The organism is Rhodococcus sp. MurmanLake-1 (assembly GCF_056945715.1).
Map to the genome: position 1 here is coordinate 25,966 of NZ_JBWZNF010000003.1, position 26,826 is coordinate 52,791.

The following is a 26,826-nucleotide window of genomic DNA, read 5'->3' on the forward strand; positions in this document are numbered from 1 at the left end:
TGTAGCCGGGGATCAGCTGGATCCGAACAGTCCGGCGAAGGGGTTCACTGTCGGCGCAGGTGCCTGATCTTGCCCGCCTTGCCATTGGTTCTGATTGCCCCAGTCGTTGCCCTGATTCCAGTTACCACCCTGGTTCCAGCCGCCGTTTCCACCATGGTCCCAATCGTGCGAGTGATCGCCACCCTGATCTCCGTACGGACTGTTATCAGCCTGTGTTACATCATGATTCACAGTATCCGCCGAGGCCGGTGCGGCGAGCACGGCAACGGGTACGGTCAATACCGCACCCGTCACAGCGAGCTTGGTCCAGAAGTACTTCCTACGTTGTTCCGGTGCGGATAGTCGTGTCATGATCGATCCCTTCTCCGAAGATTTCTCCAGACTCTCTCTGGCTGTCCCGAACGGGGCACACACCAGTGAAGTCCTGCATCCTGGCCGTCCACTGGCACAACCCTGGCAGATTCCTGGCAGGGCTGATTTCAAACCGAACGCCTTGCACTACACAGTGTTCCGATGCCGCCTCGTTGTTGTTCGCACCCCAGTTCCGACCGTTCCGTTCCAGGCGGCAAGGGGTCGCTCGGGCGTAAAGTCGAGAGGGTTCGGCTCAGTCGTCCAGAGCGGAAGGACACCCAGAAAATGCGGAGCGATGGAGATACGTGGGACATCGTCAGTAGCGTCGGACTCACCGCGCTTGCAGTGGCGACCTTCCGCGCATTGGAAAGCGCCCGCTCGGACGCGATCATCGAAGACAAGTTCGCATCGTGGTTCGTAGAAGCTGCAGCGGAGCCGCATTTCACAGCTCTTCTGAAAGATCCGGCACTCCTCGACGACACACCCTTCGGCGGTTTCATGGGATTGCGAACCAGGTTCTTCGACGAATTCTTCTTGTCGTCAACCGAATCCGGAGTAAAGCAGGCGGTAATCGTTGCGGCGGGGTTGGATTCGCGTGCGTACCGGCTGGATTGGAACTCAGAATCCACAGTGTTCGAAGTAGATCAACCAAAGGTACTGGAGTTCAAAGCCGAAGTGCTCGCGGCGCGCGACGCCCAGCCGAAAACTGATCGACGCACTGTGCCTACGGATCTGCGCAACGACTGGCCGACTGCGCTCGCGGAGGCCGGTTTCGATCCGAAGGACCCTACTGCATGGTCCGCAGAAGGCCTGCTCGCTTATCTCCCCGGCCCGGCCCACGACGCCCTGTTCGAGCGGATCGACGAACTCTCGGCCACAGGTAGTCGGTTGGCAGTGAACGACTTTCCGGCCGGCACGGACCCGAGGAAGCTGGCGACCATCAGATCCAAGTACTTTGCCGAGAACCCATTCGGAGACCTGGACATTTCGCAACTGTTCTACAGCGACAAACGATCCGATCCCGGCCGGTGGCTCACTGAACACAATTGGACCGTCCGACGCTTCAGCTCGGTGGAGTTGGCAGATCTGTACGATCGCCGGATTCCTGATCTCCCCGAAGAGATCGCCGCACTGTCGACGCAGCCTTCTTTCCTGGCCGCGACCAAGAACTAACTCTGGCAGTCCTCACGAAAGTTACTCGGGTGCAGTATTTCTCCGTTTTGTCCAGCTTCACTATGCGTGTCACCACGACAGGTAGTTGACGGTACTCGAGGATGAACCGATTCAGTACTTCAGGCTGAGTACGTCTACACCTCAGACGGACGCGCGCCGAAGAGAACGCTGATGAAATGAGTCCATGAAACTCGAACACGCACGCAGGAAGAGTCGCCCGCTCACGCTGGTGGCACTTGCCTCCGCAGCGGTATTCGCCCTCGCCGCATGTACTTCCGGGCCGGATTCTGCACAGACCTCTGACAACAGCACAAAGGTCTCCGCCACCGAGACACCCACGACAGTCACGATCCCCGACAGCCCCGTCGGCAAGCAGATCAGCTGGCTTCTCAGTGCGTTCAACACGAGCGCGCCATTGACCCAGGAAGAAATCGCCGAGCACTTCGGACCCACCGCACCAGTTGTCCTGACGCCTCCGGACTTCGACTCCATCCGAGCCGGACAGCCGTGGGCAACAGTGAATTACAAGGGAGGCGATACCGACGGCACCATCTCCATCACCAGTACCACCGGCGGCGCGTTCGACATAAACGTCGTCGTCGACGGCGACGGGTTGGTCCTTGGAATGGCGATAACACCGACCAAAGACGATCATGTGCCTGCCGCATCGTGGCAAGAGCTCGAGGCAGCTGTCAAAGCACTTCCCGCGCCGACGAACTTGACCGTCACCGAGGTCACCGGCGGAAAGAACGCCGAAGTCTTCGGTGTCGGCGACACCTCACCACAGCCCACAGGGTCAACGATCAAGCTGTACGTTCTCGGCGCGGTCGCGACGGCTGTCCAGAACGGGACACTCTCGTGGGATCAGAAGCTCACCATCACCGACGACCTCAAGTCGATGCCCGGCGGGACCATGCAGGACCTGCCGTCGGGAACCGAAGTCACGGTCCGGGAGACCGCCGGCAAGATGATCTCGATCAGCGACAACACCGCCACCGACATTCTGATCGCTGCTGTCGGGCGCGAGCAGGTCGAGGCCGAGTTCGCCCCGATGGGCATGGCGGATCCTTCGCTCAACATTCCACTGAAGCCGACCCGCGCACTATTCCAACTCGGCTGGGGCAACGATGGCGCACAACGTATCGCCTGGCGCGACGGAACCCCGGACGAGCGTCGAGCAATACTGGCGGCACTACCTGGCGGCCTGGTGGACATCCCGGCGTCAGCATTCACCACCCCCGCATGGCCTTTCGACATCGACTGGTTCGCCTCGCCCGCCGACCTGCGTGCCGCGTTGGTCTCGTTGCAAGAAATGGCGAAGACCGAGAGCGGTGCACCGGTTCGAGACATACTGGCCGAAGATCCGGCGCTCGGTGACGAGTCCGCGAAATGGTTCACCTACGGCGGATTCAAGGGCGGCAGCTCCATCGGGGTCCTTGCGGGTGCCTACTACGTGGAACACGACGATCGCGCCTGGGTCGTCACCATGCAAACTCACGGTGACGACGCTGCCCTGGTTGCCGATCCGGCTCTGTACTTCGATCCGGTCGACGACGCGATGCTCCTGATCCAGAAGGATGCGACCAGCTAGAACGCACGTCCCAGCGCGAGCCGACGTCACCGAAAGGCCTGTCCCGACAAGTGAATCGTCGGGCAGGCCTTTGTCATCCCTCAGGAGAGTACGACGCTCTCGAGTCTTTCCGCGATCGCTTTGCCGACACCCCAGTCGAGTGCTGCACACCCGACCGACTTGAACACCGTGCGACCGTGGCGCTCCACGCCGGATTCCATTACCGCGCCCAGTGATCGGAGGTCGGAGATGGGGAACTCTCGCTCGATTGCCGACCGAACTTCGCCCGATCCCTCCAGGCATCCGGCCACGTCGTCCAGCACGGTGACCGTCGAGGCATCGATGAGCCCGGCAGGCAGTTCCGTCATCGACGGACGGAAAGATCCGACTGCATTGACGTGGACGTTTGCCGGTAGTGCTGCGAGGTCGAACAACGGTGACGTGGCACCGGTCGCACAACACACCACGTCAGCATTTGCGACACATTGGTTTGCCGACCCTGCTACCGAAAACCGGAGTCCTGGATGCCGAACTTTCGCTTCGTCGACAAATCGTTGTGCATGGGCGAGGGTCCGACTGTATACCGAAATCTCTTCGAATTCCCTTACTGCACAGCAGGAATCAAGTTGTGTCCCGGCCTGGGCGCCGGAGCCGAGGATCGCCAGACGCCGGACCCTTTCCGGCGCCAGTACGTCCGTTGCCACGCCAGAGACCGCACCGGTTCGCAGCGCGGTGAACCGGTGGGCTTCCACACTGAACCGCGGAAGCCCGGTGGCTCCGTCGTACCAGAGCACAGTGCCTTCGATGCGCCTACTTCCGTCGATGTCGTAGATCGTCAACGTCTTGACAACGGCGTCGCGGGTGGACCGATGCAGTGCAGACATCACGAGCAACTGGCCGTCCGCCACGACCGTTCGCGGTGGTTGTTCGAGCCTCCCCTCGTGAAGTTCGGTGATGGCACTGGCCACCGCTGCGACGGCGACCCCGACCGGAATCAGCGAGTCGAGCCTGGCGAGGTCGATGTGTGGAGCCACTGCATGATCTTCGATTTCCATCTTTTCGATTCCGTTTCTCGGGGTGTACTTCAGGGCTAGTTCACTGAAATTCCTTGACATCCAATCGGTAAGGTATTACACCTAATGCATCCTCGCAAGGCTCCGTACGAACCCGCCGTTCCGAACGAACGGCCCGAAGGTGGATCTGATGGACAAAACAATGACGCGGTTCTCGAGGCGTACCGCTCTGATCGGAACTGCAACAGCACTCGCACTGGTTCTCGGTGGTTGTTCAGGCGCAGCTAAGGACGCAGGCGCTTCGTCCGAGCCCGCCGGCGAGCCGCAGCGGGGCGGTGAACTGCGAGTTTCTATCGGCGCAGAACCGATTGCACCTGCGTTCGACATGGGAACCATGGCCGTCACCTCGGTGGGCACGGCATCGATCGCCACCCTCGCCTACAACGGACTGGTCGACTTCCAGGACGGTCAGGCGGTACCCGAACTTGCTACGTCCTGGAAGCAGACTTCCCCCACTCAATACGTCTTCGCCCTCCGCGACGGTGTGAAGTTCACCGACGGAACGCCGTTCGATGCCGAAGCCGTCAAATTCAATCTCGATCGATTGCTCGACCCGAACGGAACGGGTGCGAACCTGCCTCCGTCTTTGGAGTCGGTCGAGGTCAGCGCACCCAATGAAGTAACCATGAATCTCTCCACCCCGGCCGGAGGGTTCGTCGCCTCGTTGCGCCGTGGACGGGTGATGATGATGTCCCCCACCGCCGTGACGCAATACGCCAAGACCGATCCGTTCAAAGCTTCGGTGGGCACCGGTCCGTACAAGTTCGAGGAGTACAAGACCGGTCAGTACATCAGGCTCGTCCGCAACGACGACTACTGGGCTGACGACAACTACCTGGACTCGATCAAGATCTCGATCCTTCCGGACCCGACCACCTCGATGCAGGCATTCGTCAACGGGGAACTCGATGTCCTCGGTGTGACACCGGCCCAACTCGCACAAGTCAAAAGCCGAGGCAACTCGGTCATCAAGACGTCGATCAGCAACACGTTCAACTACGTCAGTTTCAACCAGGCGGTCAAGCCTTTCGACAACGTCGACGTCCGCCGCGGATTCTCTGCGGCGATCAACCGTGACGGTATCGCACAGGGCATTTACCAGGGATACGCCGACCCGGCGAGTGGGCCCCTCAGCCCGAAAATCGGCGATGCATACTCGGACCTCTCCGGCCTTGCCTCACAGACGTTTTCAACAGACAAGGCAAAGGAATTCCTGAAGAACGGAAACTTCGACTTCGGTACGACGGTTCCGTTCAGCACCTTCACCCAGGCCCCGTTCTCGACAGAAGCCGATGCGGTTGCCGAACAGCTCCAGAACGTCGGTGTCAAAGTCGACCTGAGCAAAGAGGAGTTCGGATCCTGGGCTCAGAAGATCTACACCGCAAAGAATTTCACGGTCATGAACAGCGGCCAGACCACGGCCACCGTCGATCCCGACGAGATTCTCTACCCCTTGTTCCACAGTAAGGGCGATCTGAACGCCTCTTCGATCAACGATCCTGAACTCGACAAGCTGCTCGACGCTGCCCGCGCCGAACAGGATCCGCAGCAACGGGCACAGATGTACCAGCAGGCATCCAAGCTGATCGCGGACAATGCATACGCAGCGTTCACCGTGTACCCGCAGAAGATCGCCGCAACCAGCCCGTCGGTCGGCGGATACGAATTCACGGAGGGTGGCACCAATCCGCTCTCGAGGGTTTGGCTTGCGAAGTGAGCGTGATCGAAGCGGTACCTGATTCCGATATGCCGCCGAAGGAGAGAGAGCCCGCGCCCTCGTCCGGCCGACTGCGTCGAATCGCGCGCACCCTGTTGATCAATGCCGCGCAGCTGGGAATCGTCGGACTCGCCGCAACTTTCCTGATGTTCGTACTTCTTCGGACAATCCCAGGGGACCCCGCTCGCACGGTAAGCGGTCCCGGCGGGTCCGTCAGTCCAGAGCAGATCGCACGTATTCGTTCCGAACTCGGCCTCGACAAGCCGGTGGTGGTCCAGTATTTCGACTGGCTGTCCGCAGCCGCTCGCGGCGACCTCGGAAAGTCGTTGGTGCTCAACGACTCGGTGACAACCTTGCTGTCCGACCGCATCGTCGTCACACTCCAACTGGGCATGTACGCGCTTGCCTTCGCATTGTTGGTGGCGATACCACTGAGCGTCCTCGCTTCGAGGTTCACCAGCGATCGCGCGAACCGGAGTGTGCGACTGGTCGGAACTCTGGGTATCGCAGTACCAAGCTTCTGGTTGGCTCTCCTGTTGATCATCGCGTTCCAGAACGTCTTGCCGACGTTCGGATACTCGTCGCTCAGTGACGGTATCGGCGCACATTTCCAACACATGATTCTTCCGACCATTGCGCTGGGTGTCGGTATGTCGACTCTGCTCTTCGAGACCACGCGTGCATCCTTGATCGGCACACTCAACTCCGATTACGTCCGGACGGCAAGGTCATTCGGGATCCCCGAGCGTCGCGTTTACTCTCGATACGCACTACGGAACGCACTACTTCCCACTGTGACGATCGCCGGACTGGAGATGGGCGCGCTGATGGGCGGAGCACTCCTCGTCGAAAATGCTTTTGCCGTTCCCGGTATGGGCCGACTCCTCGTTCAATCCGTCTTGGCTCGCGACTACACAGTGGTGCAGGGTTGCATCCTCGTGCTGGTCATCGTTGTCGTATCTGTCAATCTTCTGATGGATGTCGTCTATTCCCTCATCGATCCCAGAGTCAGGACCGACAATGACTGAGTCATTCGGGGCTGCGCTGTCCCCGTCTTCCCCAATCGCGCCGAGCACACGTCAGCGGCGTCGATTCATGGCCCGCATTCTCTCCTTGCCTGGTCAGAAGGTGGCATGGAGCATTCTGTTCGTACTGGTGTCGGCGGCCGTGCTCGCGCCTCTTCTCGCGCCGCACTCCCCCAACGTGCAAGATCTCACCTCGACTCTCGCCCCACCCAGCGGTGAGCATCTCCTCGGAACCGACGATCTGGGTCGAGATCAGTTGAGCCGTCTGCTGTTCGGACTCCGCACGTCACTCGCCGTCAGTGCTGCCGTGACGTTGGGTGTCATGGTCATCGGACTACCGCTGGGAATGCTGGCAGGTTTCACCCGGGGAATTGCGAACACCGTCATTGCTCGACTCATCGATGTCGGGTTGGCTTTGCCGTCGTTGCTGCTCGCGCTCGCGCTCATCGCCGCGATGGGAGCCGGAGTCACCAGTACGATCATCGCTCTCGTTGCCGGCTACACGCCGTATCTCGCACGGGTCACCCGCAGTGTCGTGCTCAAGATTCGTGAAGAGGAATACATCGACAGCGCAGCCGTGAGCGGAGTTCCGACCTGGCGCATCATCGTTCGGCACGTCACGCCGAACATGATCGAATCAGTGTCGGTTCAGCTGACCCTGATCTTCGCCTTCACCGTCATCGCCGAAGCCGGGCTCAGCTTCGTCGGCCTCGGTATCCAGCCACCGACCTCGTCTCTCGGCAACATGCTCGCCCTCGGGTCGACCCACAGCATCGACCTGCCTTTGATGTCGATAGTCCCCGGATGCACCATCGCCCTCGTCGTCATCACGTTGCTGGTCTGCGGAGACGGCCTTCGCCACGCGCTCGACCCGAGGAGCCACCGATGACGAAACCGCTACTGTCGATCACGGATCTCCACGTAGCTCTGTCCGACAATCCCGCACTGCGACCGGTGGACGGAGTCAGCTTCCACATAGATTCGGGTGAGAGCGTCGCTCTGGTCGGTGAAAGCGGTTGCGGCAAATCAGTAACGTCGTTCTCCGTACTCGGTCTCCTCGAAGGGTCCCTGGCTGCGCATGGAGAGATGGTCTTCGACGGCCGGCGATTCGACATGTCCGACCGTGGTGCGCTGGCGCCGCTTCGAGGCACAGACATTGCGATGATCCCCCAGGACCCCGGAACCTCGCTGAACCCGGTAGTGAGCATCGAACGACAACTCGGCGATCTCGTCCGCATCCACCACAAGCTCTCCAAACGCGTTGCCGCCAAACGAGTACGCGAACTGCTGGCCCGAGTCGGGATTCCGGCCCCGGATCGGGTTGCCGGAGCGTTTCCTTTCGAACTGTCCGGTGGCATGCGACAACGTGTACTGATCGCAATGGCTCTGGCCTGCGAACCGACGATGCTGATCGCCGATGAGCCGACCACCGCCCTGGACACCACCGTGCAGGCGCAGATCATGGACCTGTTGCAAAGTCTCATAGCAGACGAGGGGATGTCCATGATGTTCATCTCGCACGATCTCGGACTGGTTTCACAACACTGCAACCGGGCGTACGTGATGTACGCGGGCAAGATCGTCGAATCCGGATCGGTCGACAACGTACTGCGTGAACCGGAGCACCCCTACACGCATGCGCTGGTCGACTGTTTGGAAAGTATGAACTCGGGTGCACGACGCTTGAAGACGGTACGAGGGATCGTTCCGGCGTTGCCTGACCGAAAGCACGGTTGCCACTTCGCGCCACGCTGCGATCGCGCGGGAGACGAATGTCTTTCCATCTCACCCGAACTCGAAAGGAGTGGACACAGTCTCGCGGCCTGTCTGCACCCGATGACAGGCTCACATCAGCACGTTTCGGCAAGTGAGGTGGCTCGATGACTACGCACCAATTCGTTTCCACACGCGAAGTAGCCCGATTGGAGGGGATCACCCATTCCTTCCGCACCCGTCTGGGCGGCCGTGCCGTGCAGGCACTTCGGGGCGTCGACCTGTCGATCCCGGCAGGGCGGTCTCTCGGACTGGTCGGCGAAAGCGGAAGCGGAAAGTCAACTCTCGGTCGGGTTGTGACCGGCCTGCTCGAGCCGTCCGGCGGCAACCTGGAAATACTGGGGCAGCGTGTCACCGGCAAGTCCTCTCGCAAGCGAGCCCCGGGATCTGTGCAGATGATCTTCCAGAACCCGCGAGCATCGATCGATCCGAAGCTGCCAATCTGGCGTGCCGTCGCCGAACCCCTACGCATCGGCGGGCATTCGGCGCGACGCAAGGACGTCGACGACTTGCTCGACCGCGCCGGACTGAGTGCGTCGTACGGAGATATGTACGCGCACCAGCTTTCCGGCGGGCAGTGCCAGCGAGTGGCCATCGCACGCGCCGTCGCCGCGAAACCGCAACTCATCGTCGCCGACGAACCTGTCTCCGCCCTGGATGTTTCGGTACAGGCACAGATCCTCAATCTCCTCAAGGACATTCAAGAGGACTCCGGAACATCCTTCCTTTTCATCAGCCATGATCTAGGAGTCGTTCGATTCTTCTGCGACGAGGTTGCCGTCCTGTATCTGGGTCAGGTGCAGGAGTACGGTTCGACCGAGAGCATTCTGACCGACCCCGCACACCCGTACACGCGGGCATTGGCCTCGGCATCGCCGACACTGTTCTCCGAAGCTGCGCGAGAGCGAATCATCCTCACCGGCGAGCCCCCGAAGCCTGACAACCCGCCGAGCGGCTGTGTCTTTCACGAGAGATGTCACCTGCGCATCGGCGCGATCTGCGACACGGTCTCGCCTCCGACGTATTCCACGCCCTCAGGCGAGGCGCGTTGTCATCTTTACGCCCCGCCTCACTCCGCGAGTTCATGATCAGGTCACTGCCTTGATCGAAACATTCTCCTCCACAACAACTACCCGGAACGGAAGAACATGAGCACCAACCCCCTCAGGATCCTCGCCTCCATCGCCGACGTGTGTGACGACGCAAACGCCACCGTTGCGTTTCACGTCCGCAGCCTCGACGGAAAACTCGAAATCGGTTCCGGCGCCGATGCACGTTCGGTGACCGCCTCGACCTACAAGGTTCCCGTCATGCTCGAGGTCGCCGCCCAGGCATCCGAGGGGCGCATACAACTGGCTGACCGGATCAAGGTCCCTGCAGACAGGCGCACCATCGGGCCCTCCGGGATTTCAGCGATGACGGACGACGTCGAAGTATCGATCCGGGACTTGGGCCTACTCATGATGCAGGTCAGCGACAACACCGCCACCGACATCCTGCAAGAGATGGTCGGTACCGAGAACATCATGAGCCGACTCCGCTCGCTCGGATTGAACTCGACCGACATCACCACCGACTGCGAAGGCATCATTTCGCTTGCTCTCGAGGAACTCTCGACCGAGAATTACGCAACTTTGCAGAACACCTCCACCGGCAACCCGTTCGGACTGCCCGAGGACGAGTTCGTCGCGGCAATCGCAGCGGGCGAGTCGTTGAACGCGCGCGGCGGCAACACCAGCACCCCGCGCGAGATGACCGAACTGCTCAGCCTCATCTGGACGGACAAGGCTGCAGACGCCGAGGCCTGTGCCGAAGTGCGGCGGGTAATGGGCCTGCAGTTCGCGCCTCACCGCCTCTCCTCCGCGTACGTCGACGGCCCGACGATCTCCGGCAAGACCGGCACGTTCCTAGCCGGCGTTCGCAACGAGGTAGGAGTCGTCGACTTCGGCGACGGGGACGTCTACGTAGTCGCAATCTTCTTGAAAGACAAGAACAACCACATGCGTAACGGCAAGGTGGACGCGGCAATCGGGAAGATCGCCGCACTTGCGATCGACAGTCTTCGGAACGCAAGTCGCGGCGCGGCTGCGACGGCGGTAACAGCCTGATGACCCCTACGCTCGTAGCACCTCACTCGATGGCAGAGATGACGTGGACCCAGGTGCAGGAGGCGATGAATGGCGGGATCCGCAACGTCATCTTCGCGGTGGGAGCGACCGAACAACACGGCCCGCACCTGCCACTGTCCACCGACACCCTGATCGGCACTGCCACTTCACTTGCCGTCGCCGCACGGCTCGGGACGACGATAGTAGCGCCCACCATCGCGTTCGGGGTTTCCCCGCACCACATGTCCTTCCCCGGAACGCTCTCTCTACGCGAGGCAACGTTTGTCGACGTGGTCGAAGACTACGTTCGCAGTCTCGCCGCTCATGGGTTCGACAATATCCTCGTCATCTCGAGCCACGGCGGTAACTTCGAACCCCTCGCGCATCTGATCGAGAGAGTCGGACCCCGGATCGGCGAGACACGGATTCATGCCCACACCGATCTTCTCCAGTTGCTCACAGCTTTCGAAGCAGTGGCAGAGGAGGATTCGATCTCTCCCGAGGCCTGCGGATCCCATGCCGGTGATTTCGAAACATCGATAATCCTCGCACTGCGACCCGACCTCGTCGACATGAACGCCGCCGAGCCCGGATTCCTCGGACGCTTCGACAAAGACACTGCCACAGCGTTGTTCGACGGCGGAACCAAAGCATTATCGGTGAACGGAATTCTCGGCGACCCCGTCGCCGCACTGGCGGCACGCGGCGAACGGTATCTCGAATCACTGACCACAATTGTCTCGGAATACTTTTGTGCCGAGATCACCAAGCACGAAGGACGCGAAAGGTGACCGTCGACGTACAGGAGGTGGTGCAGGCCGAGCTCGACGCAATGGTCACCGCAGACGCCCAACTCGGCATCCAGGTTGCGGTGTACCAGCATGGTCAGCTGGTTGTCGATGCCTGGTCCGGACACACCGAACCCACTCGAAGTGCGCCTGTCCGAAGTGACACCCTGTTCCCGATCTTCTCGTGCAGCAAAGGCCTGATGTATACGACGGTGCATCTGCTGGCCGAACACGGCGAACTCGACTACGACGCACAGGTCAGCGACTATTGGCCGGAGTTCGGACAGAACGGCAAGGGAGAGGCGACCATTCGACAGGTCCTCGTACACACGTCCGGAGTCCAAGACATCACACACGACTTTCACCTCGACGACTGGGACGGCACCTGCGCTCGCCTGGCCGAGTCCGAGGCCATGTGGATTCCGGGTAGCGAGACCGCTTACCGCGGACTGTCTTCCGGATTCGTTCTCGGCGAGGTAGCAAGTCGCGTGTACGGGAAGCCCTTCGGCCAGATCGTCACCGAACTGATCTGCGAGCCTTTGGGTATCACGGATCTGTTCTTCGGCGTTCCCGCTTCGGTGAAAGACCGCATCGCAGTTCTCGCGAATGACGAATCAGTTCTGACCGGTCCCGCGTCGAGCCCCGATACTCGGATCATGGCCGAACTCTTCAACACCCCGTCGATTCAGGCATCAGCTGTACCTGCCGGCGGCGCCATCACCTCCGCCCGATCCCTGGCAAGACACTACGCGTCGTTGATCGGCGATGGTGTGGACGGAGTGCGTCTACTCCCGCCAGCGCGGACCACTCTGGCAACGACGCTGGAAACCGATGCGTACGATCAAACGCACAAGGCGCCGGTCCGCAAGGGTTTGGGTTATCTACTGGGCGACAAAGGGATTGCAATGGGCGGACGGTCGAATTCATTCGGCCACAGCGGGTTCGGCGGTTCGTACGGGTTTGCCGATCCGGACTACGGTTTGAGTTTCGCGCTCACGAAGAATCGACTGGTTGCCACGACGCCTCTCGAGGTGCCGGCCTCGGTCGTCCTGGCGAATACGGTACGAGAAGCTTTGTCCATCCCGAACGGTTGACCGCCCCGGACCGAGTCGTCACGAAGATAATCGACAAACGGAGAGTCTCACTATGCACGTTTACATTTCGGTGGACATGGAAGGCATCGCAGGAATTGCGACGCTCGACCAGATAGTTCGTGGAGGTCACGGATACCAACGTGCGCAAGCACTGATGACGGCCGAGGCCAACGCGGCAATCGCCGGAGCATTCGACGCGGGCGCGCAATCGGTGCTCGTCAACGACAGTCATGGAACGATGGACAATCTGCTGCACGCCGAACTGGATCCGCGGGCGCGGGTTCTGTTCGGATCGCCGAAACTGCAGTGCATGGCAGAGGGTCTCACCGCTGAACACGACGTGGCCCTTTTTGTTGGCTACCACGCTCCTGCGGGTGGTCCGGGTGTGCTGGCACATACGTTCTCGGCTCTGTTCACGGATGTTCGTCTCGACGGCAGGACCGTGTCGGAAAGCGATGTGAACTCGCTCTACGCGGCTACTCACGGCGTGCCGGTCGGCTTGGTCACTGGAGATGACGTGATCTGCGGGTTGGTCAGCGCTACGTCTCCTTCGACCGAAACCGTCGTGGTGAAGCAGGCGCACGGGTGGTCTGCTACCAACTCGCTTCCGCCGAGTCTGGCGTGCGCAGCCATTCGCGATGCATCCAGACGAGTTGTGCAACAGTGCGACTCGCTGAAGCCGACGAAGTTACGCGACGAGTGGGTCCTCGAAATCGTTCACCCGACAATAACTGCTGCGGAGATGGCGGAGGGTGTCCCCGGTTCTCGGCGAACGTCAGATCGAACCATCGAGCATCGCTTGAACACCGTCGACGACATCATCGGACTGATCACCGTCAACTATCAATTGGCATCTGCCGGCCTCCGCGGACAGATGACGATCGCCAACCGTCAGTAGAGGGCAAATTTCCATGAGAGTGACCGTTATCGGTGCAGGTTCGATCGGGTTGTGTTCGGCGCTGGCTTTGGCTGCCGAGGGAGCCGACGTGTGTGTAGTCGACGCGAGGGCTGCGGGAACCGGCGCGTCGAGCCATAACGCCGGGTGGGTCGTCCCGAGCATGTCGGCCCCCGTCCCTGCCCCCGGAGTACTGACCCAATCGTTGAAGTGGATGCTGCGTCCTGACAGCCCGCTGTACATCAGCCCCAGCCGCGACCCTCGCCTTGCCTCCTTCTTGATTGCGATGCTTCGCAACTGCACCACAACGAGATTCGAATCCGGTCTGCGAAATCTGATGGCACTCAATCATCGGACTTTCGAGCTTTTCGACGAACTCGAGCGCACTGGGCTTCAGTTCGAAGACCACCGATCCGGATTGGTGCAGCTGTTTCGCACACAGAAGTCGCTCGACTCCCACGCCGAAGAAATGACGCTGGTGCGAGCACTCGGCGGTGACGAATTCGACGTACTCACCAGTGCCCGAACGGCTCAGCTGATGCCGGGACTCTCGAGCTCGGTCGTCGGTGGGATCGTCTGTCCCCACGAGAGATTCCTCGACCCCGCAGCCTTCGTCGAAAGCTTGATCACACAGTGCGAGAGCCTCGGGGTCGAGATCGTGGAGGGCACCGAACTGACGCTGTCGGAAGACTCCATCGGTAACGTGACGGCATCTGGAGCAGAACGGCCGATGACGTCCGATAATTTTGTGGTCGCCGCAGGCGCTTGGAGCGCGGACGTGGTGCGAGGACTCGGGTACACACTCCCCGTCCAATCCGGGAAAGGCTACGGTTTCGACGTTCCACCGATTTTCCCCGTCGGAACTCGGGCGTCGTATCTGTCGGAAGCCAAGGTTGCCGTCACCCCGTTGTCCGGTGCGACCCGAATGGCCGGCACCATGGGATTCGGAGGCCGAAGTGAACACATCGACAAGCGAAGGGCCGAAGGCATACTGACCTCGGCAGCCGACTATTTCGACACCTGGGAACCTCCGCAGAATGCAGTCCCGTGGACAGGGCTACGCCCGATGACACCCGACGGGATGCCCATCATCGGTCGCTTACCTCACCATCCGAATGTCACTGTCGCCACCGGCCACGCGATGCTCGGTATAACCCTCGGCCCCGTCACCGGAGAGTTGGTCGCTCGCAGCGTGTTCGGCCGAAGCCTCCCTGCCTATGCCGGCGTGTTCGGGCCAGACCGCTTCAGTCGGACTTTTCGGAGCGTCCGGCCCACAACCCGCTGACGTGGTGGAGGTGTGCAGTCATGACAGCTTCGGCCGCAACCGGATCTCGTGATTCCAACGCCTGCAGGAGTTGATCGTGCTCCCGAGCCGACCCGACCAAGTCCTTGCTGCCTGCAATGCCTTTCAGCCCGGACAGGCGAGTCTGATCGCGCAACTGCTCCACCACCTTGACCAGCCGTGCGTTACCCAGTGCAGCCAAAAGTTCCAGGTGGAAGTCCTTGTCCAGGGTCAGGAATGAGACCAGATCCCCCTCGGCCGCGGCGTTCTCGACGCGCTTGCTCAGCGTCCAGAGATCGGTGAGATCCAACGGGGGTTCGAGCGCGGCAACCTTCGCCATTGCAGGTGGCTCGAGCATCAGCCGGATTTCGACGATCTCCGCGAGTTCGTCATCCGTCAGTTCGACGATGCGAAAGCCGCGGTTCCTCACCATCTCGATGAGGCCTTGGCTCTTCAGATCGAGGAGAGCCTCGCGTACCGGGGTGGGCGAGACCTCGAGCTGCGCGGCGATGTCGCCGATCGCGTAGAGCCGGCCGGACTCCAGTTCACCGCTCGAGATCCGGGCCCGAAGCAGCCTCGTGGCATCGCTGCGCAAGCTGGTCCGTGCCAGTGGCTGAAATACGGCACTCTGCTTTTCGTCGCCGGTACTACGATCTGCGCTTGAACCGGCCGGCTGCTTCGTCCCCATACCTGCACCCTAATACCCAGCGATGTCCAATATGTAATACCTAACATTTTATGTGACAAAGATCGTTCCAGCTCGCGCCGATGTGCAAGCTGAGACCGCCCCGGCCGAGATGCCGAGCTCGGTCGCCGACTGGGTTGACAGATGAGGTCCGGATACAGAGAAGCCGCTGTGCTTCCAGTGTCATCCGGATGCACAGCGGCTTCGCCAAGTCTTAGCCCGTGGGGGGCTCGGTCTCGTCCGACGAGAATCCGTCGAAGAATGCGATGACCTTCTGAAGAAGTGCCGCGATGTCGAAATCTTCCAAGCTACCCATTGCGTTCGTCCTTTCGTTTAACACTGGAGGATGAAACGTGCATCTTGCAATTTCCAATGTAAAGCATGAAAAGCATTATTTCTCGACCACGTGGCACTTCGGTTGCAAATACCTCACTCAGCAAGATATGAGCAAATCACCGCAAATAACAGCTCCCACCCGCAATATTTCCACTTCCCACAACCCATTAAATTCCCTAATTCGCAAGTGGGTAAATCTTGAGAAAAATTTCCGGACGCGTCGATTACGAAAGATCATCCTGGTGAAACTCTCAATCCAAGACCACAAGGCAGAGGAAGTTGCGACACGGATGACACGCAGTTTTCCCGCTTCCAAGAGGCGCCATCCACATACATGGTGGGCATTCGGCGGCGATAACGAACCGGTAGCAACACAATCCCAGGCACTTTCTCCCATCTTCTGACTTTCACCCATGACCACTCGATATTTTCGCAGATGAAACGCAATACCAGTTCAAAAATTTCATATCTTCAGTGGATACTGTGCACGCGATTAACTGATCAAATGTCTGTTGACTCACCGAGTCCCCACACTTCGCCAGAACTTCACATCCGAATGCTGGACGTTAGTTTAGATGGGGTCGCATTTCTCGAAATCTGCCCGATAAAGGCGGCCCCACGGATAAACCGCGACTGGACCGCCGCAGGCCACCAGGTCACGATCCGCGCCTCGACGAAGGCGTGCAGGCAAAGTTCACACGAGGGTGAAATCGGGGGTGAGACATGCCTTGGGGTCTCGTTTTACCGAGTCCGACACAGTACGTTTTCCCAGGCACGCCAGTCCCCAGATTCATACGGTGTGCAAGGGCTCGTTGACGCTTCCGAGATGTTGGCAAGACCGACCACAGGCCCCGTTCTCCCGACGAGAACGGGGCTTCCTCGGGTCGGTTTCCGCCTTCGACCGACCGGGTAGACGCGAGCATGGGCGCCACCTGCTCGACCGGATTCACCGCTGGCCGCTACGAATCGACGACCCCGACCGTCGGCGTCGAAGAAGAATTCATCCTCGTCGACCCGACATCCTGGCTGCCGTCCACCGACAATGCCGCGGTTGCGGAAACCGCGTCGACACTCGGTTTGGATCTTCAGCTCGAGTTATCCTGCTGCCAAGTCGAGACCAACTCTCCCGTGTGCCAGAGCATCGACGAACTCCGAACCCACTTGATCGACATGCGTCGGCTCGCGGCGAAAGCGGCCGAGTTGAACGGCTGCAGGCTGTTGGCCGTCGGCGCACCGCTTTCGGGGCCTTCTCGTTTCGAGATCAGCGACTCCCCTCGCTACCGCCAGATGGGCGAACACTTCGGCGCCCTCGCCGCCGAACAAAGTATCTGCGGTTGCCACATCCATGTGGGCGTCGCTGATCAAGTAGAGGCCGTGCAGGTCTGCAATCACGTGCGCATCTGGTTGCCTGCCCTGCTGGCACTGAGCGCCAACTCCCGTATCCACCAAGGAGTCGACACCGACTTCGCGAGTTGGCGGGCGATCCAATGGTCCCGGTGGCCCGTCGCCGGGCCGCCGCCGTACTTCGAGACACCCGGGGACTTCGACACTGCGGTCGCGAAGATGGTGGATTGCGGCGTGATGCTCGACAAGCGGATGGCCTACTGGGATATCCGGCCTTCCTGCCACCTACCGACCGTCGAGATCCGGGTCTGCGACGTTCAGCCGACGGTCGACGACACCGTATTGCTTGCAGCACTTGTGCGCGCGCTGGTCGCCACTGCACTGCGCGCCGTCGAACGAGGAGTCGTCGCTCCGCGCACTTCCCTCGAGAACCTCCGCCTCGCAACCTGGGTGTCCGCGAAGGAGGGCGTCCTGGGCGCGTCGATCGATCCGGTTACCACACAAAGAATTTCGGCCGCGGAACAGTTGCACCGACTCCTGATCCATGTCCGTGACTCCCTCGACGAGACAGGCGAGTACACGAGCGTGGAATCAGCACTGCGCGACAAATGCGTGACCGGCGGCGGCAGCGACTGGCAACAGCGAACGCTTCGCCAGGTCTGCCTGCGGAAACTGATCGCACGTGCGGTTGAGCGCACCGTCCCGACTGGCACGGATACGCATGACGGGTCGACCCCTGATCAGTAGTAATGCCTCCGACCACCGATAGCGTGCCCGGCCGCGCCTAGCGCGTACAGGATGATTCCGATCACCAACAAGACGACACCGATCGTCCAGAGGATCGGAATGTTCACCACGAAACCGATAATCAGCAGGATTACGCCGAGGATGATCATCACAAGCTCCTTCAGTGCGTTCACTCGGGCGGATACGCCCGCCTCGAGCCGCATACATCAGGGATACCCGTCGGCTGAGCGTTTCATACCCACTCTGACCGGGTATTTCGCTGGGCACCATAATATTTGAAGAATCGAGCCCGCCATGATGAGAATTGTGACTCTGATCGTTCTGATCTGGCTGATAGTCGGGGCCGTCGCGGCCGGCCAACGCGGCTACTACAGCAGTTCGCCGACCAACTGCGCCGGCGTCGGGACCATCGCGCTCACGGTCATCGCCGGCCCGCTGAATTACTTCGGCGTCAACCCCAAAGTCACGGATTGCACGCTCCCCCAGCCCACCGAGTGAGCTGCCGGACATCCGCGCTAAACCGACTAGTCGTTACCCTGGAGGTGAGTCGACACACATCGAAGTGAGGGGCCACCATGACCACTGCACCAGATCGCACCCGAATCGAGTTCCCGGACATCAGCTCGCGTGCGTGGGAACACCCAGCCGATCGGGCCGCATTGGTGACGCTCCGGACGCTTCGGGGGTTCGACACTGTTCTGCGGACGCTGTCCGGACTGCTCCAAGAACGTCAGCACCGCCTCATGTACCTCGCCACGTCAGTGCGAGTCGACGAACGCCAGTTCAGTGACCTGAACGATCTGCGCCGTGACTGCGTCGAGATCCTGCAGGCCGACGAGACACCAGAGCTGTTCGTACTCCAGACCCCGATGGTCAACGCCTTCACCATCGGCATGGACAAGCCGTTCATGGTGGTCACTACTGGTCTGCTGGACGTGATGAACTACGAGGAGCAACGGTTCATCATCGGCCACGAACTAGGCCACGCACTGTCCGGCCATGCCGTGTATCGCACCATCTTGATGCATTTGATGCGACTGGCCGGAACCATCGGATGGCTGCCGGTCGGCGGATGGGCACTGCGCGCGATCATCGCCGCCCTGATGGAATGGCAACGCAAGTCCGAACTGTCCGGCGATCGTGCAGGACTACTGTGCGGCCAGGACGTACACACAGCGATTCGCGTGCAGATGAAATTGGCCGGCGGATCCCGAGTCAGTGAAATCGACATCGACGCGTTTCTCGCCCAGGCCGCCGAGTACGACGCCAGCGGCGACCTCCGCGACGGTGTACTCAAGCTCCTCAACATCGAACTGCTCTCTCACCCGTTCTCGGTGCTTCGCGCCGCCGAACTCAAGAAGTGGGTGGACAGCGGAGACTACGCCGCGATTCTGCGCGGAAACTACCCCCGCCGCGGCGATGACGACGGAGCGAAGATCAGCGACGAGTTCAAGAATGCAGCCAAGACGTACAAGCAGAACTTCGACGAGTCGGAAGACCCCTTGGTCCGGATGGTGCGCGACATCGGTAGCGGATTGGGCGGTGCCGTGGGCGCCGTCGGGAACGGCGTCGGCGACGTAGCGACGGACATCAAGGAACGATTCACTCACTGGCGCAAGAGTTCCGACAGGTCGAAGGGCACTGACGACGCCGATTAAGCAGAATCGGGACCTGCCACCGAAGGCAGTCGGCGGCAGGTCCCGGGTTCTTGGCGTGAAGGTGATGCAGGCTTCCCTCTGCACCACCCTCACGTTCACAGACAGTACCAGCAGTCGAACAAACGTGCGAACTGAAAGCGGTCGTGTCGAATCACCAGTTGTCGGGTACGCGGCATAGGACCACTACAGAAGGGAGCCGACATGCATGCTGGGCGGCTGAAGAAGGTCGGTTCGAGTGACGGCCCGTTTGCCTCCGTGTACTTCGAAGACGTCCGCAACCGGGAAGATGCACGCGAGCGCTTCGAACTCGAATGGCGCTCGATGCGCAATCAACTCACGAAACAGGGAGCATCGGAATCGCTGATCGCGCGACTGGACGAGGTGAAGGACAACCATCACGGCATCTCAGGTCGCGCCGGACGCGCGATCGTCGCCACATCCGAGGCAGTGCTGATCGACGATATTCTGCTCGAACCTGCCGGCTCCACCATCGCGACCTTGGGCGAACTGCCCTACTTGATTCCACTGATCGCACACGGATACGACACCGAACCGTTCCTCATCGCAAAGGTCGACCACACCGGCGCGGACCTGTGCGTGCGCGATGCTCGCGGGCGTGACGTGTACGGCGAAACGGTAGACGGCGACGGCTTCCCGGTCCACAAGGCGCACGTGGGCGGCCAGGAGCGGTACACCGACAGCCAAAGCCTCGTGGAGGAGAACATCCGAAAGAACCTGACACAGGCCGTGGAGCGCGCGGCGGCGCTCGCCCGCGAACACAAGGTCGCACTGGTGGTCGTGATCGGAGAAGTACAGTCCCGCAAAGCTTTTGCACAGCTCCTACCGTCGACGCTACGGGTGGTGGACGTCGAAAAAGGTTCGCGTTCAGTCGGTTCGACACCCGCCGAGGTGTCGAAGTCGATTCGTGAACTGATCGACACGCAGCGACTACGCAGAATGGATGCGGAAACCGAACGCTACGTCGCAGAGCAGGGCCGGGACTCCGGCCTCTCCATCGACGGGACCGCACGCGTCCTCGACGCCCTCGAGCAGGGCAAGGTCGAGACACTGCTGCTCACCGATCCCGACGACAAGGAAGTCACCAGTGGAAAGCTGATCGGGCCCGCCGATCGCGTACTCCCCTACATCGCAATCGGGACCGGCACCGAGCTGGTACAGATCGACGAACGCCTCGTTCTCGCCGACGGATACGGCGCGATACTTCGGCACCCCTGAACACCGGCCTGATGATCAGATTCGGGGGCGAGCACGTTCAGCGAGAAGCGTGCTTGCCCACCGAGTCCGGGAAACCGTCGGCAATCGCTGCGACGAGTTCCAGATATGCCCGTGCAGTGCGCTTGTTCAACAATTTCAAGTCGATCGGACCGCCCTCACCGAGGTGATCGTCATAGGGCAACGTCTTGACCGCTCGCACTCCACGCTGAGCGAAAACGTCCTCGAGTTGGTCGAGGTCGAGCGAAGACGAACCCGGCCGCGTCGCATTGATCGCCACGACCGACCTGCTCACCAGATCTGCGTATCCGTGCTTGGTCAGCCAACTGAGCGTTGCTGCAGCACTACGGGCACCGTCCTGCGCCGTCGGGCTGACGACTACCAAAGCGTCTGCTTCGTCGAGAATTCCGTACATGGCCGAGTGCATGATTCCGGTGCCACAGTCGGTGATGACGATGTTGTAATGCACCTCGAGAATTCGCAGAGTATCGAGGTAGTCCTGCTCGTTGAAAGACTCCGAAGTTTCCGGATCTGCCTCACTCGCAAGGATTTCGAGTCGGCTGTCGCCTTGCGAGGTGTAGTAGCGAACATCGCTGTACGTACGAATGTCACCGTCGGCCAACAGATCACGAACGGTCAGGTGATGTTCACGTCGTTCACGATCAGCCAGAGTCCCCAGGTCGGGATTGGCGTCGATGGCTACGATTCGATCGCCACGGATCGACGCGAACGTCGAACCGACGGTCTTTGCCGCCGTGGTTTTTCCCACACCACCCTTGAGTGAGATGAAAGCAATCTTGTACACGCCGCGCACTGTTCGGTTGGCACGACGCACCAGAGCTTGATGTTCGAGTTCGGCGGCCGACTGCCCGGTGTTGATCCGACCCCCGGTGAGTTTGAACAACACACTGCCCAAACCGCGTTCGGGTGGACGCTTCGCCCGCTTGATGATGTCCAGATCGTCGACGGACGTCATAGCTCTGGGCGTCGAGGTCCGAAAATCGGTCGGCTCTTCACGACGTTGCTGGCGCATCCGCTGACTGGGCAACGGTTTTGCCGCAGGTTCGTCGAATTGCGGCGTGAAGGTGACGGTTCGAATCGACGTTGCGTAACCGTCGTCGGACGCGTCGAAAAGGCCGTCGCCCTGAGTCGTTCCGGAGTTGTTCCCCAGGACTCCGTTATTCGAACCGTTGTTATCGCTGCGCACCGTTTTCCTAGGTCGAGTTCGGAATCATTTCGGACATAGCCTCTCGGACGCTATCACTCTGGCGGGCTTGCCGTTCTCTGCTCAATACCGTCACGGCACAACAGACCGTTACACCCGCACTTCGATGACTTTGGTCCCCACGCCTGTGCCGATCTCAGCAAATACGAACGTCGTAACGATATGCGGCACAGATATCTTCATCTGCCGCTGAAAACAGCCTTCCGCAATGTCAGGGCAAATCCCTTGGTAACAAACGAGAAAAGGGAGGGTGATCACCTGGGCGATCGCCCTCCCTTCATGGACAAGTGTTCAGCTGCTGCAGAATTCCGCGCTCTCGAACGAAGTGCCCCCAACCCTACGGATCACTCGTACCATTCGACCGCCATCACGGGCAGAGCACACTCTTCACGTATGCACCACTCGGTTTGACGGTGCCGTCCGACCTCACTGCGCCGAAATACGACTCTCGATCCGTCGTTGCCCCGTAAGGCGCGTAGTCGTTGAGACGGTAGAAGATGAGCGGCCCCAACCAAGACTTGGTTTGCTTGTCTGCCATCGCTGCCTGATAGATCTCGAGTTGACGTGCTTCGCTGACGCTGTCGGGAGTCCCACTTGTAGGCGCCCCGAACTCGGTAATCCAAATCTTTTTTGCAGAATCTCCGTTGGCAGTCATGATTCCGCGAAGGCTCGGCCGAACGATCCCGCCGCCCGCGAACGACTCGACACTCATCTGAGACCACGAGTTCCAGTCATGTTCATCTGTAGGCAGCGCCGGATACGAGTACGGATGATGACCGACAGCGTTGAACGATGACCGTGCACCATTCGTATACAGGGATTGCAAGAATGTGAGTGGCGCGACCTGACTGCCGTCGACGGCGTCAAACCGACTCGGCCGGGCTCGACTACTAGCCCTCGTAGTAGCTGCCTGTATCCTTTCGCGTATGACGCCGGGTCCGAAAGATGTCGCGCAGCTGCGCGGCGCTTTCGTGGGCGGTACCTCCGGCGCGGTTTCCGTCGCAGCCCACGCGCTCGGTGGCGGCGGCATGGCCCCGTCCGAGAGCGCGGTGGTGTTGTTGATCCTCGCGTGCGCGAGCGTCGGCGCGGTGGTCACGTCCATCGACACTCGCCGATCCCCTGCCCTCTTGCTCGCCCTTATGCTCGCTGCGGGTCAGGCCATCGGTCACGCGACATTGACCATCGCTTCGGATCATCAACACGGCCTGCTCCTGTCGCTTCCGATGCTCGCAGCGCACATCGCTGCCGTCGGAGTGTGCGCAGTTCTGATCCGCGGCGCAGAACACGGGTACGTCGTGGCGGCATCGACGGTGGCGGCAATCGTCGCCGTCCTATTGCGCCCGTGGGCACCTGAACCCTCGCCGTTCACTGCGCGCACTCGATACCGCGCCAAAGTTGTTCTGCGTCAACTTCTCACCTCAGGCCTGGGCACTCGCGGCCCACCGGCATTCGTGTAACTCACCTTCCCTTTCCTCTCACGCACGTGAATACGTGCGCCACTTTGCTGTGCGCCTTTATTAACCGCCCGCGGTTAATAAAGGCGCACGGCGGGATCGAGTACACGCATGTCCGCACCCGAATTGGAGCGCGCACAGACACGCGCTTCCAACGACAGCTCTCCCCCGAAGAAGCAGGTCGGCGGCGCCAGACCGCTGATTCTGCGCCTGCACTTCTATGCCGGAATCCTCATCGGGCCGTTCATCCTCATCGCCGCGCTGAGCGGTGGTCTCTACGCGATGGCGCCCACCATCGAGAAATTCGTCTACAGCGACTACCTCCAGACCGACACCACCGGACAAATCGCGTCGCTGAACGACCAGATCCGTTCCGCCCAGCAGTACCGCCCTGACCTGACCGTCTCGGCAGTACGTCCGTCCCCTGCGGCCGGAGAAACCACGCGGGTCCTGTTCACCGATCCGTCGTTGGGCGAATCGGAGAGGCTCGCAGTCTTCGTCGATCCAGTGCTTGCACAGCCGGTCGGCGAGCTGGCGGTATACGGAAGCAGTGGTTCGTTGCCACTGCGCACCTGGATCTCTCAGCTGCATCGCCACCTTCATCTCGGTGAACCCGGCCGCCTCTACAGCGAATTGGCCGCGTCGTGGATGTGGGTGGTCGCACTCGGTGGCGTCTACCTCTGGTTCCGTCGTTACCGCACCGCCCGGAACGCTCGACTGCTCACGATCGACCGAGCATCCGCCGGACGAAGCCGGACCCTGAACTGGCACGGTGTCGTCGGCATCTGGATAGCAGTTGCATTGGTCTTCCTCTCGGCGACCGGCCTCACGTGGTCGACCTACGCCGGAGAGAACGTCAGCAATCTGAGAACCGCATTGAGTTGGACGACGCCCTCGGTCGTGAAAACTCTCGGCGACGCTCCACCACCGGCAACGGGCGGGCACGAGGGTCACGACATGGCCCCCGCCGCCGCCGGCACGCTGACAGACACCAACGTCGGACGTGTCGACACCGTCCTCGGTATCGCCAGGTACAACGGGATCACCGGTCCGGTCGAAGTATCGATACCCGCGAACGCCGAGACGGCGTTCACCGTCGCCCAGACGCGTCAGCCGTGGGTGTACAGCAACAACACCATCGCAATCGACGGAGCGACGCAGAAGGTCACCGACGAGTTGTGGTTCTCGGATTGGCCACTCGCAGCCAAACTTTCGGCTTGGGGAATCCAGCTCCACATGGGCCTGCTGTTCGGCCTTGCCAACCAGATCGCACTCACCGCACTGGCACTCGCTCTGGTCAGCGTGGTCATTCGGGGCTACATCATGTGGTGGCGCCGACGCCCCACCCGCGGCTCCGACTGGGCTGTCGGCCGGGCCCCTGCCCGCGGCGGGATTCGCAACCTCTCCCCGCTCGGCATTGTTGCGCTGGTTGCGGTAACCGCACTGGTGGGCTGGTTTGTTCCGCTACTCGGCATCAGTCTTCTCGCATTCCTGCTGATCGACGTTTGCATTGCGGCGTTCAAACGCCGCGCCACCACCTGACACCTCACGAATCACGGAGACACACATGACTGTTCGAACAAAGATATTCGCAGCTGTTGCACTGACCGCAGCTCTCGCCTTGACCGGCTGTTCTTCGAACTCCGACAAGGAAACCGAAGCCGCACAATCCATCACAGTTCAGGATCAATGGGTCAAGGCAGCACCCGAGGGAATGAGTGCGGCGTTCGCCGAACTCGTCAACTCCAGCGACAAGGACGTACGCGTGGTCTCGGCAACCAGTCCCGCGTCATCGCGACTGGAACTGCACGAGGTCGTGACCGGGGACGGCGGCACCATGACGATGCGCCCCAAGGACGGTGGGTTCCTGGTCCCTGCCAACGGGTCCGCCAGCCTCACCCCGGGCGGTGACCACCTGATGTTCATGGACCTGTCCGCGCCGCTGCTCCCGGGCGCAGAAACCGACCTCACATTGATCTACGACGACGGTTCCAGCACCACGTTCACAGCCCAGATTCGCGACTTCTCCGGTAATCAGGAGAACTACGACCCGAATCACGGTGGCTGAGAACACGAACCCGCCCAGCCGAGCACTCAGCCGGCGGCGCCTTCTCGGAGGAGGTGCCGCCGCGCTCGGCGTCGCGGGAATAACCTGGGGCGCAACCACAGTGGTCGAGCGCAGCGAACACGAGCAGCAAGCAGGCAAGCTGGTGGAACCGTTCCACGGCGTCCACCAAGCTGGGATCGCCACCACTCCGCAAGCGCACGGCACGTTCATCGGGTTCGACCTCTTGCCTGGAGCCGATCGAGCAGTCGTGGTCGGGATCATGAAGATGTGGTCCGAGGATGCGTCACGGCTGACCGCCGGTAACCCGGCGTTGGCCGATACCGAACGGGAACTGGCCGTGGATCCGGCCCGCTTGACGGTGACCGTCGGCTACGGCCCTGGCCTGTTCACCAAGCTGGGATTGCAAGCACGTCAACCGGACTGGTTCGAGCCGTTGCCGAGCTACGAGATCGACCGACTTGACGATCGATGGGGCGGATCGGACCTGTTGCTGCAGATCTGCGGCGACGATCCGGTGACCATTGCTCATGCTGTGCGAGTTCTGACCAAGAACGTCCGATCACTGACGACAATCCGGTGGACACAAAAGGGATTCCGCAACGCTCGCGGCACCACGCCCGAGGGAACCACGATGCGCAATCTCATGGGCCAAGTGGACGGGACGGTCAATCCGGCTCCGGGAACAGTGGATTTCGATTCACTGATCTGGCACGACGGCGCCGGTCAACCGTGGCTGGCGGGCGGAACCTCGTTGGTACTACGACGCATTCGTATGGAAATGGATACCTGGGACGAACTCGATCGCTCGGGGCGTGAACTCACCATGGGGCGCACGTTGTCCAATGGCGCTCCGCTCAACGGAACCAACGAATTCGACGACGCGGATTTCACACTCACGGACAAGTTCGGCATTCCGGTGATCCCGCCAGGATCACACATCGCGCGAGCCCACCAGACGCATGAGAAGGAGCAGTTCTTCCGTCGGGCATACAACTACGACGACGCACCCGAGGGCGGGCAGACCTCGAACTCGGGATTGATCTTCGCAGCATTCCAACGGGACATCGCCGAGCAATATCTACCGGTCCAACAGCGATTGAGTGACTTCGACGCACTCAACGAGTGGACGACGCCGATCGGTTCTGCGGTGTATCTCATTCCGCCGGGATGCACCGAGAACGACTATGTGGGAAGCGGATTGCTCGGCTGACAACCCCGGGTAACGAC

Annotated in this window: 27 protein-coding genes; 21 read left to right on the forward strand and 6 right to left on the reverse strand. The window is 60.8% G+C overall.

Features of this window, described 5'->3' with window-relative positions; genetic code table 11:
* Positions 1-12: 12 nt before the first annotated feature.
* Positions 13-351 carry a hypothetical protein gene (locus AC2ETI_RS10140; protein ID WP_355333658.1) on the reverse strand — a complete coding sequence of 113 codons (339 nt, stop codon included), beginning with the start codon at positions 349-351 and terminating at the stop codon, positions 13-15.
* A gap of 285 nt (positions 352-636) precedes the next feature.
* On the opposite strand from AC2ETI_RS10140, the gene AC2ETI_RS10145 reads away from it, so the two are divergent.
* Together AC2ETI_RS10145 and AC2ETI_RS10150 are read left to right on the forward strand one after the other, a co-directional pair.
* Positions 637-1,524, forward strand: coding sequence for an SAM-dependent methyltransferase (locus AC2ETI_RS10145; protein WP_355333661.1), 888 nt, complete (start codon positions 637-639; stop codon positions 1,522-1,524).
* Positions 1,525-1,708: 184 nt separating this feature from the next.
* The gene (locus tag AC2ETI_RS10150) at positions 1,709-3,115 is read left to right on the forward strand and encodes a serine hydrolase (RefSeq protein ID WP_483633858.1); all 1,407 of its coding nucleotides are present in this window, start codon (positions 1,709-1,711) and stop codon (positions 3,113-3,115) included.
* Positions 3,116-3,195: 80 nt separating this feature from the next.
* Here AC2ETI_RS10150 and AC2ETI_RS10155 read toward each other — a convergent pair whose 3' ends face one another.
* Positions 3,196-4,149: an ornithine cyclodeaminase family protein gene (locus AC2ETI_RS10155; protein ID WP_483633859.1), complete on the reverse strand. Its 954-nt coding sequence runs from the start codon at positions 4,147-4,149 to the stop codon at positions 3,196-3,198.
* A gap of 148 nt (positions 4,150-4,297) precedes the next feature.
* Here AC2ETI_RS10155 and AC2ETI_RS10160 point away from each other — a divergent pair, with 148 nt between their 5' ends.
* The 10 genes from AC2ETI_RS10160 to AC2ETI_RS10205 are packed head-to-tail and all read left to right on the forward strand — an operon-like array spanning position 4,298 to position 14,852.
* The gene (locus tag AC2ETI_RS10160) at positions 4,298-5,884 is read left to right on the forward strand and encodes an ABC transporter substrate-binding protein (protein WP_128636513.1); all 1,587 of its coding nucleotides are present in this window, start codon (positions 4,298-4,300) and stop codon (positions 5,882-5,884) included.
* Positions 5,881-6,912: an ABC transporter permease gene (locus AC2ETI_RS10165; RefSeq protein WP_317558181.1), complete on the forward strand. Its 1,032-nt coding sequence runs from the start codon at positions 5,881-5,883 to the stop codon at positions 6,910-6,912. The genes AC2ETI_RS10160 and AC2ETI_RS10165 overlap by 4 nt, the downstream gene beginning before the upstream one ends.
* A complete protein-coding gene (locus AC2ETI_RS10170) occupies positions 6,905-7,798 on the forward strand; it encodes an ABC transporter permease (protein ID WP_317558180.1) in 894 nt (297 codons plus the stop codon). Before AC2ETI_RS10165 ends, AC2ETI_RS10170 begins: the two co-directional genes overlap by 8 nt.
* On the forward strand, positions 7,795-8,793 hold the full coding sequence (locus tag AC2ETI_RS10175; RefSeq protein ID WP_259117340.1) for an ABC transporter ATP-binding protein: 999 nt from the start codon (positions 7,795-7,797) through the stop codon (positions 8,791-8,793). The genes AC2ETI_RS10170 and AC2ETI_RS10175 overlap by 4 nt, the downstream gene beginning before the upstream one ends.
* Complete coding sequence (locus AC2ETI_RS10180) at positions 8,790-9,770, forward strand: oligopeptide/dipeptide ABC transporter ATP-binding protein (RefSeq protein WP_021343104.1); 981 nt, start codon at positions 8,790-8,792, stop codon at positions 9,768-9,770. The genes AC2ETI_RS10175 and AC2ETI_RS10180 overlap by 4 nt, the downstream gene beginning before the upstream one ends.
* A gap of 60 nt (positions 9,771-9,830) precedes the next feature.
* Positions 9,831-10,790, forward strand: a complete 960-nt coding sequence (locus AC2ETI_RS10185) for a serine hydrolase (RefSeq protein ID WP_069147088.1) — start codon at positions 9,831-9,833, stop codon at positions 10,788-10,790.
* A 29-nt stretch (positions 10,791-10,819) separates the two neighbouring features.
* Positions 10,820-11,581, forward strand: coding sequence for a creatininase family protein (locus AC2ETI_RS10190; RefSeq protein WP_259117343.1), 762 nt, complete (start codon positions 10,820-10,822; stop codon positions 11,579-11,581).
* A complete protein-coding gene (locus AC2ETI_RS10195; RefSeq protein WP_172932351.1) occupies positions 11,578-12,672 on the forward strand; it encodes a serine hydrolase domain-containing protein in 1,095 nt (364 codons plus the stop codon). Before AC2ETI_RS10190 ends, AC2ETI_RS10195 begins: the two co-directional genes overlap by 4 nt.
* A 52-nt stretch (positions 12,673-12,724) precedes the next feature.
* Positions 12,725-13,570 (forward strand): M55 family metallopeptidase, encoded by an 846-nt coding sequence (locus AC2ETI_RS10200; protein ID WP_259117346.1) that lies wholly within the window; start codon positions 12,725-12,727, stop codon positions 13,568-13,570.
* Between the two features lie 13 nt (positions 13,571-13,583).
* Positions 13,584-14,852: an NAD(P)/FAD-dependent oxidoreductase gene (locus tag AC2ETI_RS10205; RefSeq protein ID WP_259117347.1), complete on the forward strand. Its 1,269-nt coding sequence runs from the start codon at positions 13,584-13,586 to the stop codon at positions 14,850-14,852.
* Here the strand turns inward: AC2ETI_RS10205 and AC2ETI_RS10210 are convergent.
* Entirely contained in the window at positions 14,812-15,537 is a 726-nt protein-coding gene (locus tag AC2ETI_RS10210; protein ID WP_021343097.1) for a GntR family transcriptional regulator, read from the reverse strand. The two genes, AC2ETI_RS10205 and AC2ETI_RS10210, sit on opposite strands and share 41 nt — an antisense overlap.
* Before the next feature lie 350 nt (positions 15,538-15,887).
* Between AC2ETI_RS10210 and AC2ETI_RS10215 the strand changes: the two genes are divergently transcribed.
* Both AC2ETI_RS10215 and AC2ETI_RS10220 read left to right on the forward strand, forming a co-directional pair.
* On the forward strand, positions 15,888-16,274 hold the full coding sequence (locus AC2ETI_RS10215; RefSeq protein WP_483633860.1) for a hypothetical protein: 387 nt from the start codon (positions 15,888-15,890) through the stop codon (positions 16,272-16,274).
* Positions 16,275-16,791: 517 nt separating this feature from the next.
* A complete protein-coding gene (locus AC2ETI_RS10220; RefSeq protein WP_483633861.1) occupies positions 16,792-17,961 on the forward strand; it encodes a carboxylate-amine ligase in 1,170 nt (389 codons plus the stop codon).
* On the opposite strand, the gene AC2ETI_RS10225 is transcribed toward AC2ETI_RS10220, so the two are convergent.
* The gene (locus AC2ETI_RS10225) at positions 17,955-18,110 is read right to left on the reverse strand and encodes a DUF6131 family protein (RefSeq protein WP_003945912.1); all 156 of its coding nucleotides are present in this window, start codon (positions 18,108-18,110) and stop codon (positions 17,955-17,957) included. The genes AC2ETI_RS10220 and AC2ETI_RS10225 overlap by 7 nt on opposite strands.
* 145 nt (positions 18,111-18,255) lie before the next feature.
* Between AC2ETI_RS10225 and AC2ETI_RS10230 the strand changes: the two genes are divergently transcribed.
* From AC2ETI_RS10230 to AC2ETI_RS10240, 3 genes are all read left to right on the forward strand, one after another.
* Positions 18,256-18,459, forward strand: a complete 204-nt coding sequence (locus tag AC2ETI_RS10230; RefSeq protein WP_003945456.1) for a hypothetical protein — start codon at positions 18,256-18,258, stop codon at positions 18,457-18,459.
* 77 nt (positions 18,460-18,536) lie between these two features.
* Positions 18,537-19,619 carry a M48 family metallopeptidase gene (locus tag AC2ETI_RS10235; protein WP_019747189.1) on the forward strand — a complete coding sequence of 361 codons (1,083 nt, stop codon included), beginning with the start codon at positions 18,537-18,539 and terminating at the stop codon, positions 19,617-19,619.
* Positions 19,620-19,820: 201 nt separating this feature from the next.
* A complete protein-coding gene (locus tag AC2ETI_RS10240) occupies positions 19,821-20,855 on the forward strand; it encodes a baeRF2 domain-containing protein (protein ID WP_019747188.1) in 1,035 nt (344 codons plus the stop codon).
* A 37-nt stretch (positions 20,856-20,892) separates the two neighbouring features.
* Here AC2ETI_RS10240 and AC2ETI_RS10245 read toward each other — a convergent pair whose 3' ends face one another.
* Both AC2ETI_RS10245 and AC2ETI_RS10250 read right to left on the reverse strand, forming a co-directional pair.
* Complete coding sequence (locus tag AC2ETI_RS10245; RefSeq protein ID WP_020906466.1) at positions 20,893-22,059, reverse strand: MinD/ParA family ATP-binding protein; 1,167 nt, start codon at positions 22,057-22,059, stop codon at positions 20,893-20,895.
* A gap of 385 nt (positions 22,060-22,444) precedes the next feature.
* On the reverse strand, positions 22,445-22,789 hold the full coding sequence (locus AC2ETI_RS10250; RefSeq protein WP_020968637.1) for a hypothetical protein: 345 nt from the start codon (positions 22,787-22,789) through the stop codon (positions 22,445-22,447).
* Between the two features lie 214 nt (positions 22,790-23,003).
* Here AC2ETI_RS10250 and AC2ETI_RS10255 point away from each other — a divergent pair, with 214 nt between their 5' ends.
* From AC2ETI_RS10255 to AC2ETI_RS10270, 4 genes are all read left to right on the forward strand, one after another.
* Entirely contained in the window at positions 23,004-23,534 is a 531-nt protein-coding gene (locus tag AC2ETI_RS10255) for a hypothetical protein (RefSeq protein ID WP_020906463.1), read from the forward strand.
* A 108-nt stretch (positions 23,535-23,642) separates the two neighbouring features.
* Positions 23,643-25,073 (forward strand): PepSY-associated TM helix domain-containing protein, encoded by a 1,431-nt coding sequence (locus AC2ETI_RS10260; protein WP_483633862.1) that lies wholly within the window; start codon positions 23,643-23,645, stop codon positions 25,071-25,073.
* Positions 25,074-25,098: 25 nt separating this feature from the next.
* On the forward strand, positions 25,099-25,599 hold the full coding sequence (locus AC2ETI_RS10265; protein WP_019747182.1) for a copper chaperone PCu(A)C: 501 nt from the start codon (positions 25,099-25,101) through the stop codon (positions 25,597-25,599).
* Positions 25,592-26,809, forward strand: coding sequence for a Dyp-type peroxidase (locus tag AC2ETI_RS10270; RefSeq protein WP_483633863.1), 1,218 nt, complete (start codon positions 25,592-25,594; stop codon positions 26,807-26,809). Before AC2ETI_RS10265 ends, AC2ETI_RS10270 begins: the two co-directional genes overlap by 8 nt.
* The last annotated feature ends 17 nt before the right edge of the window (positions 26,810-26,826 follow it).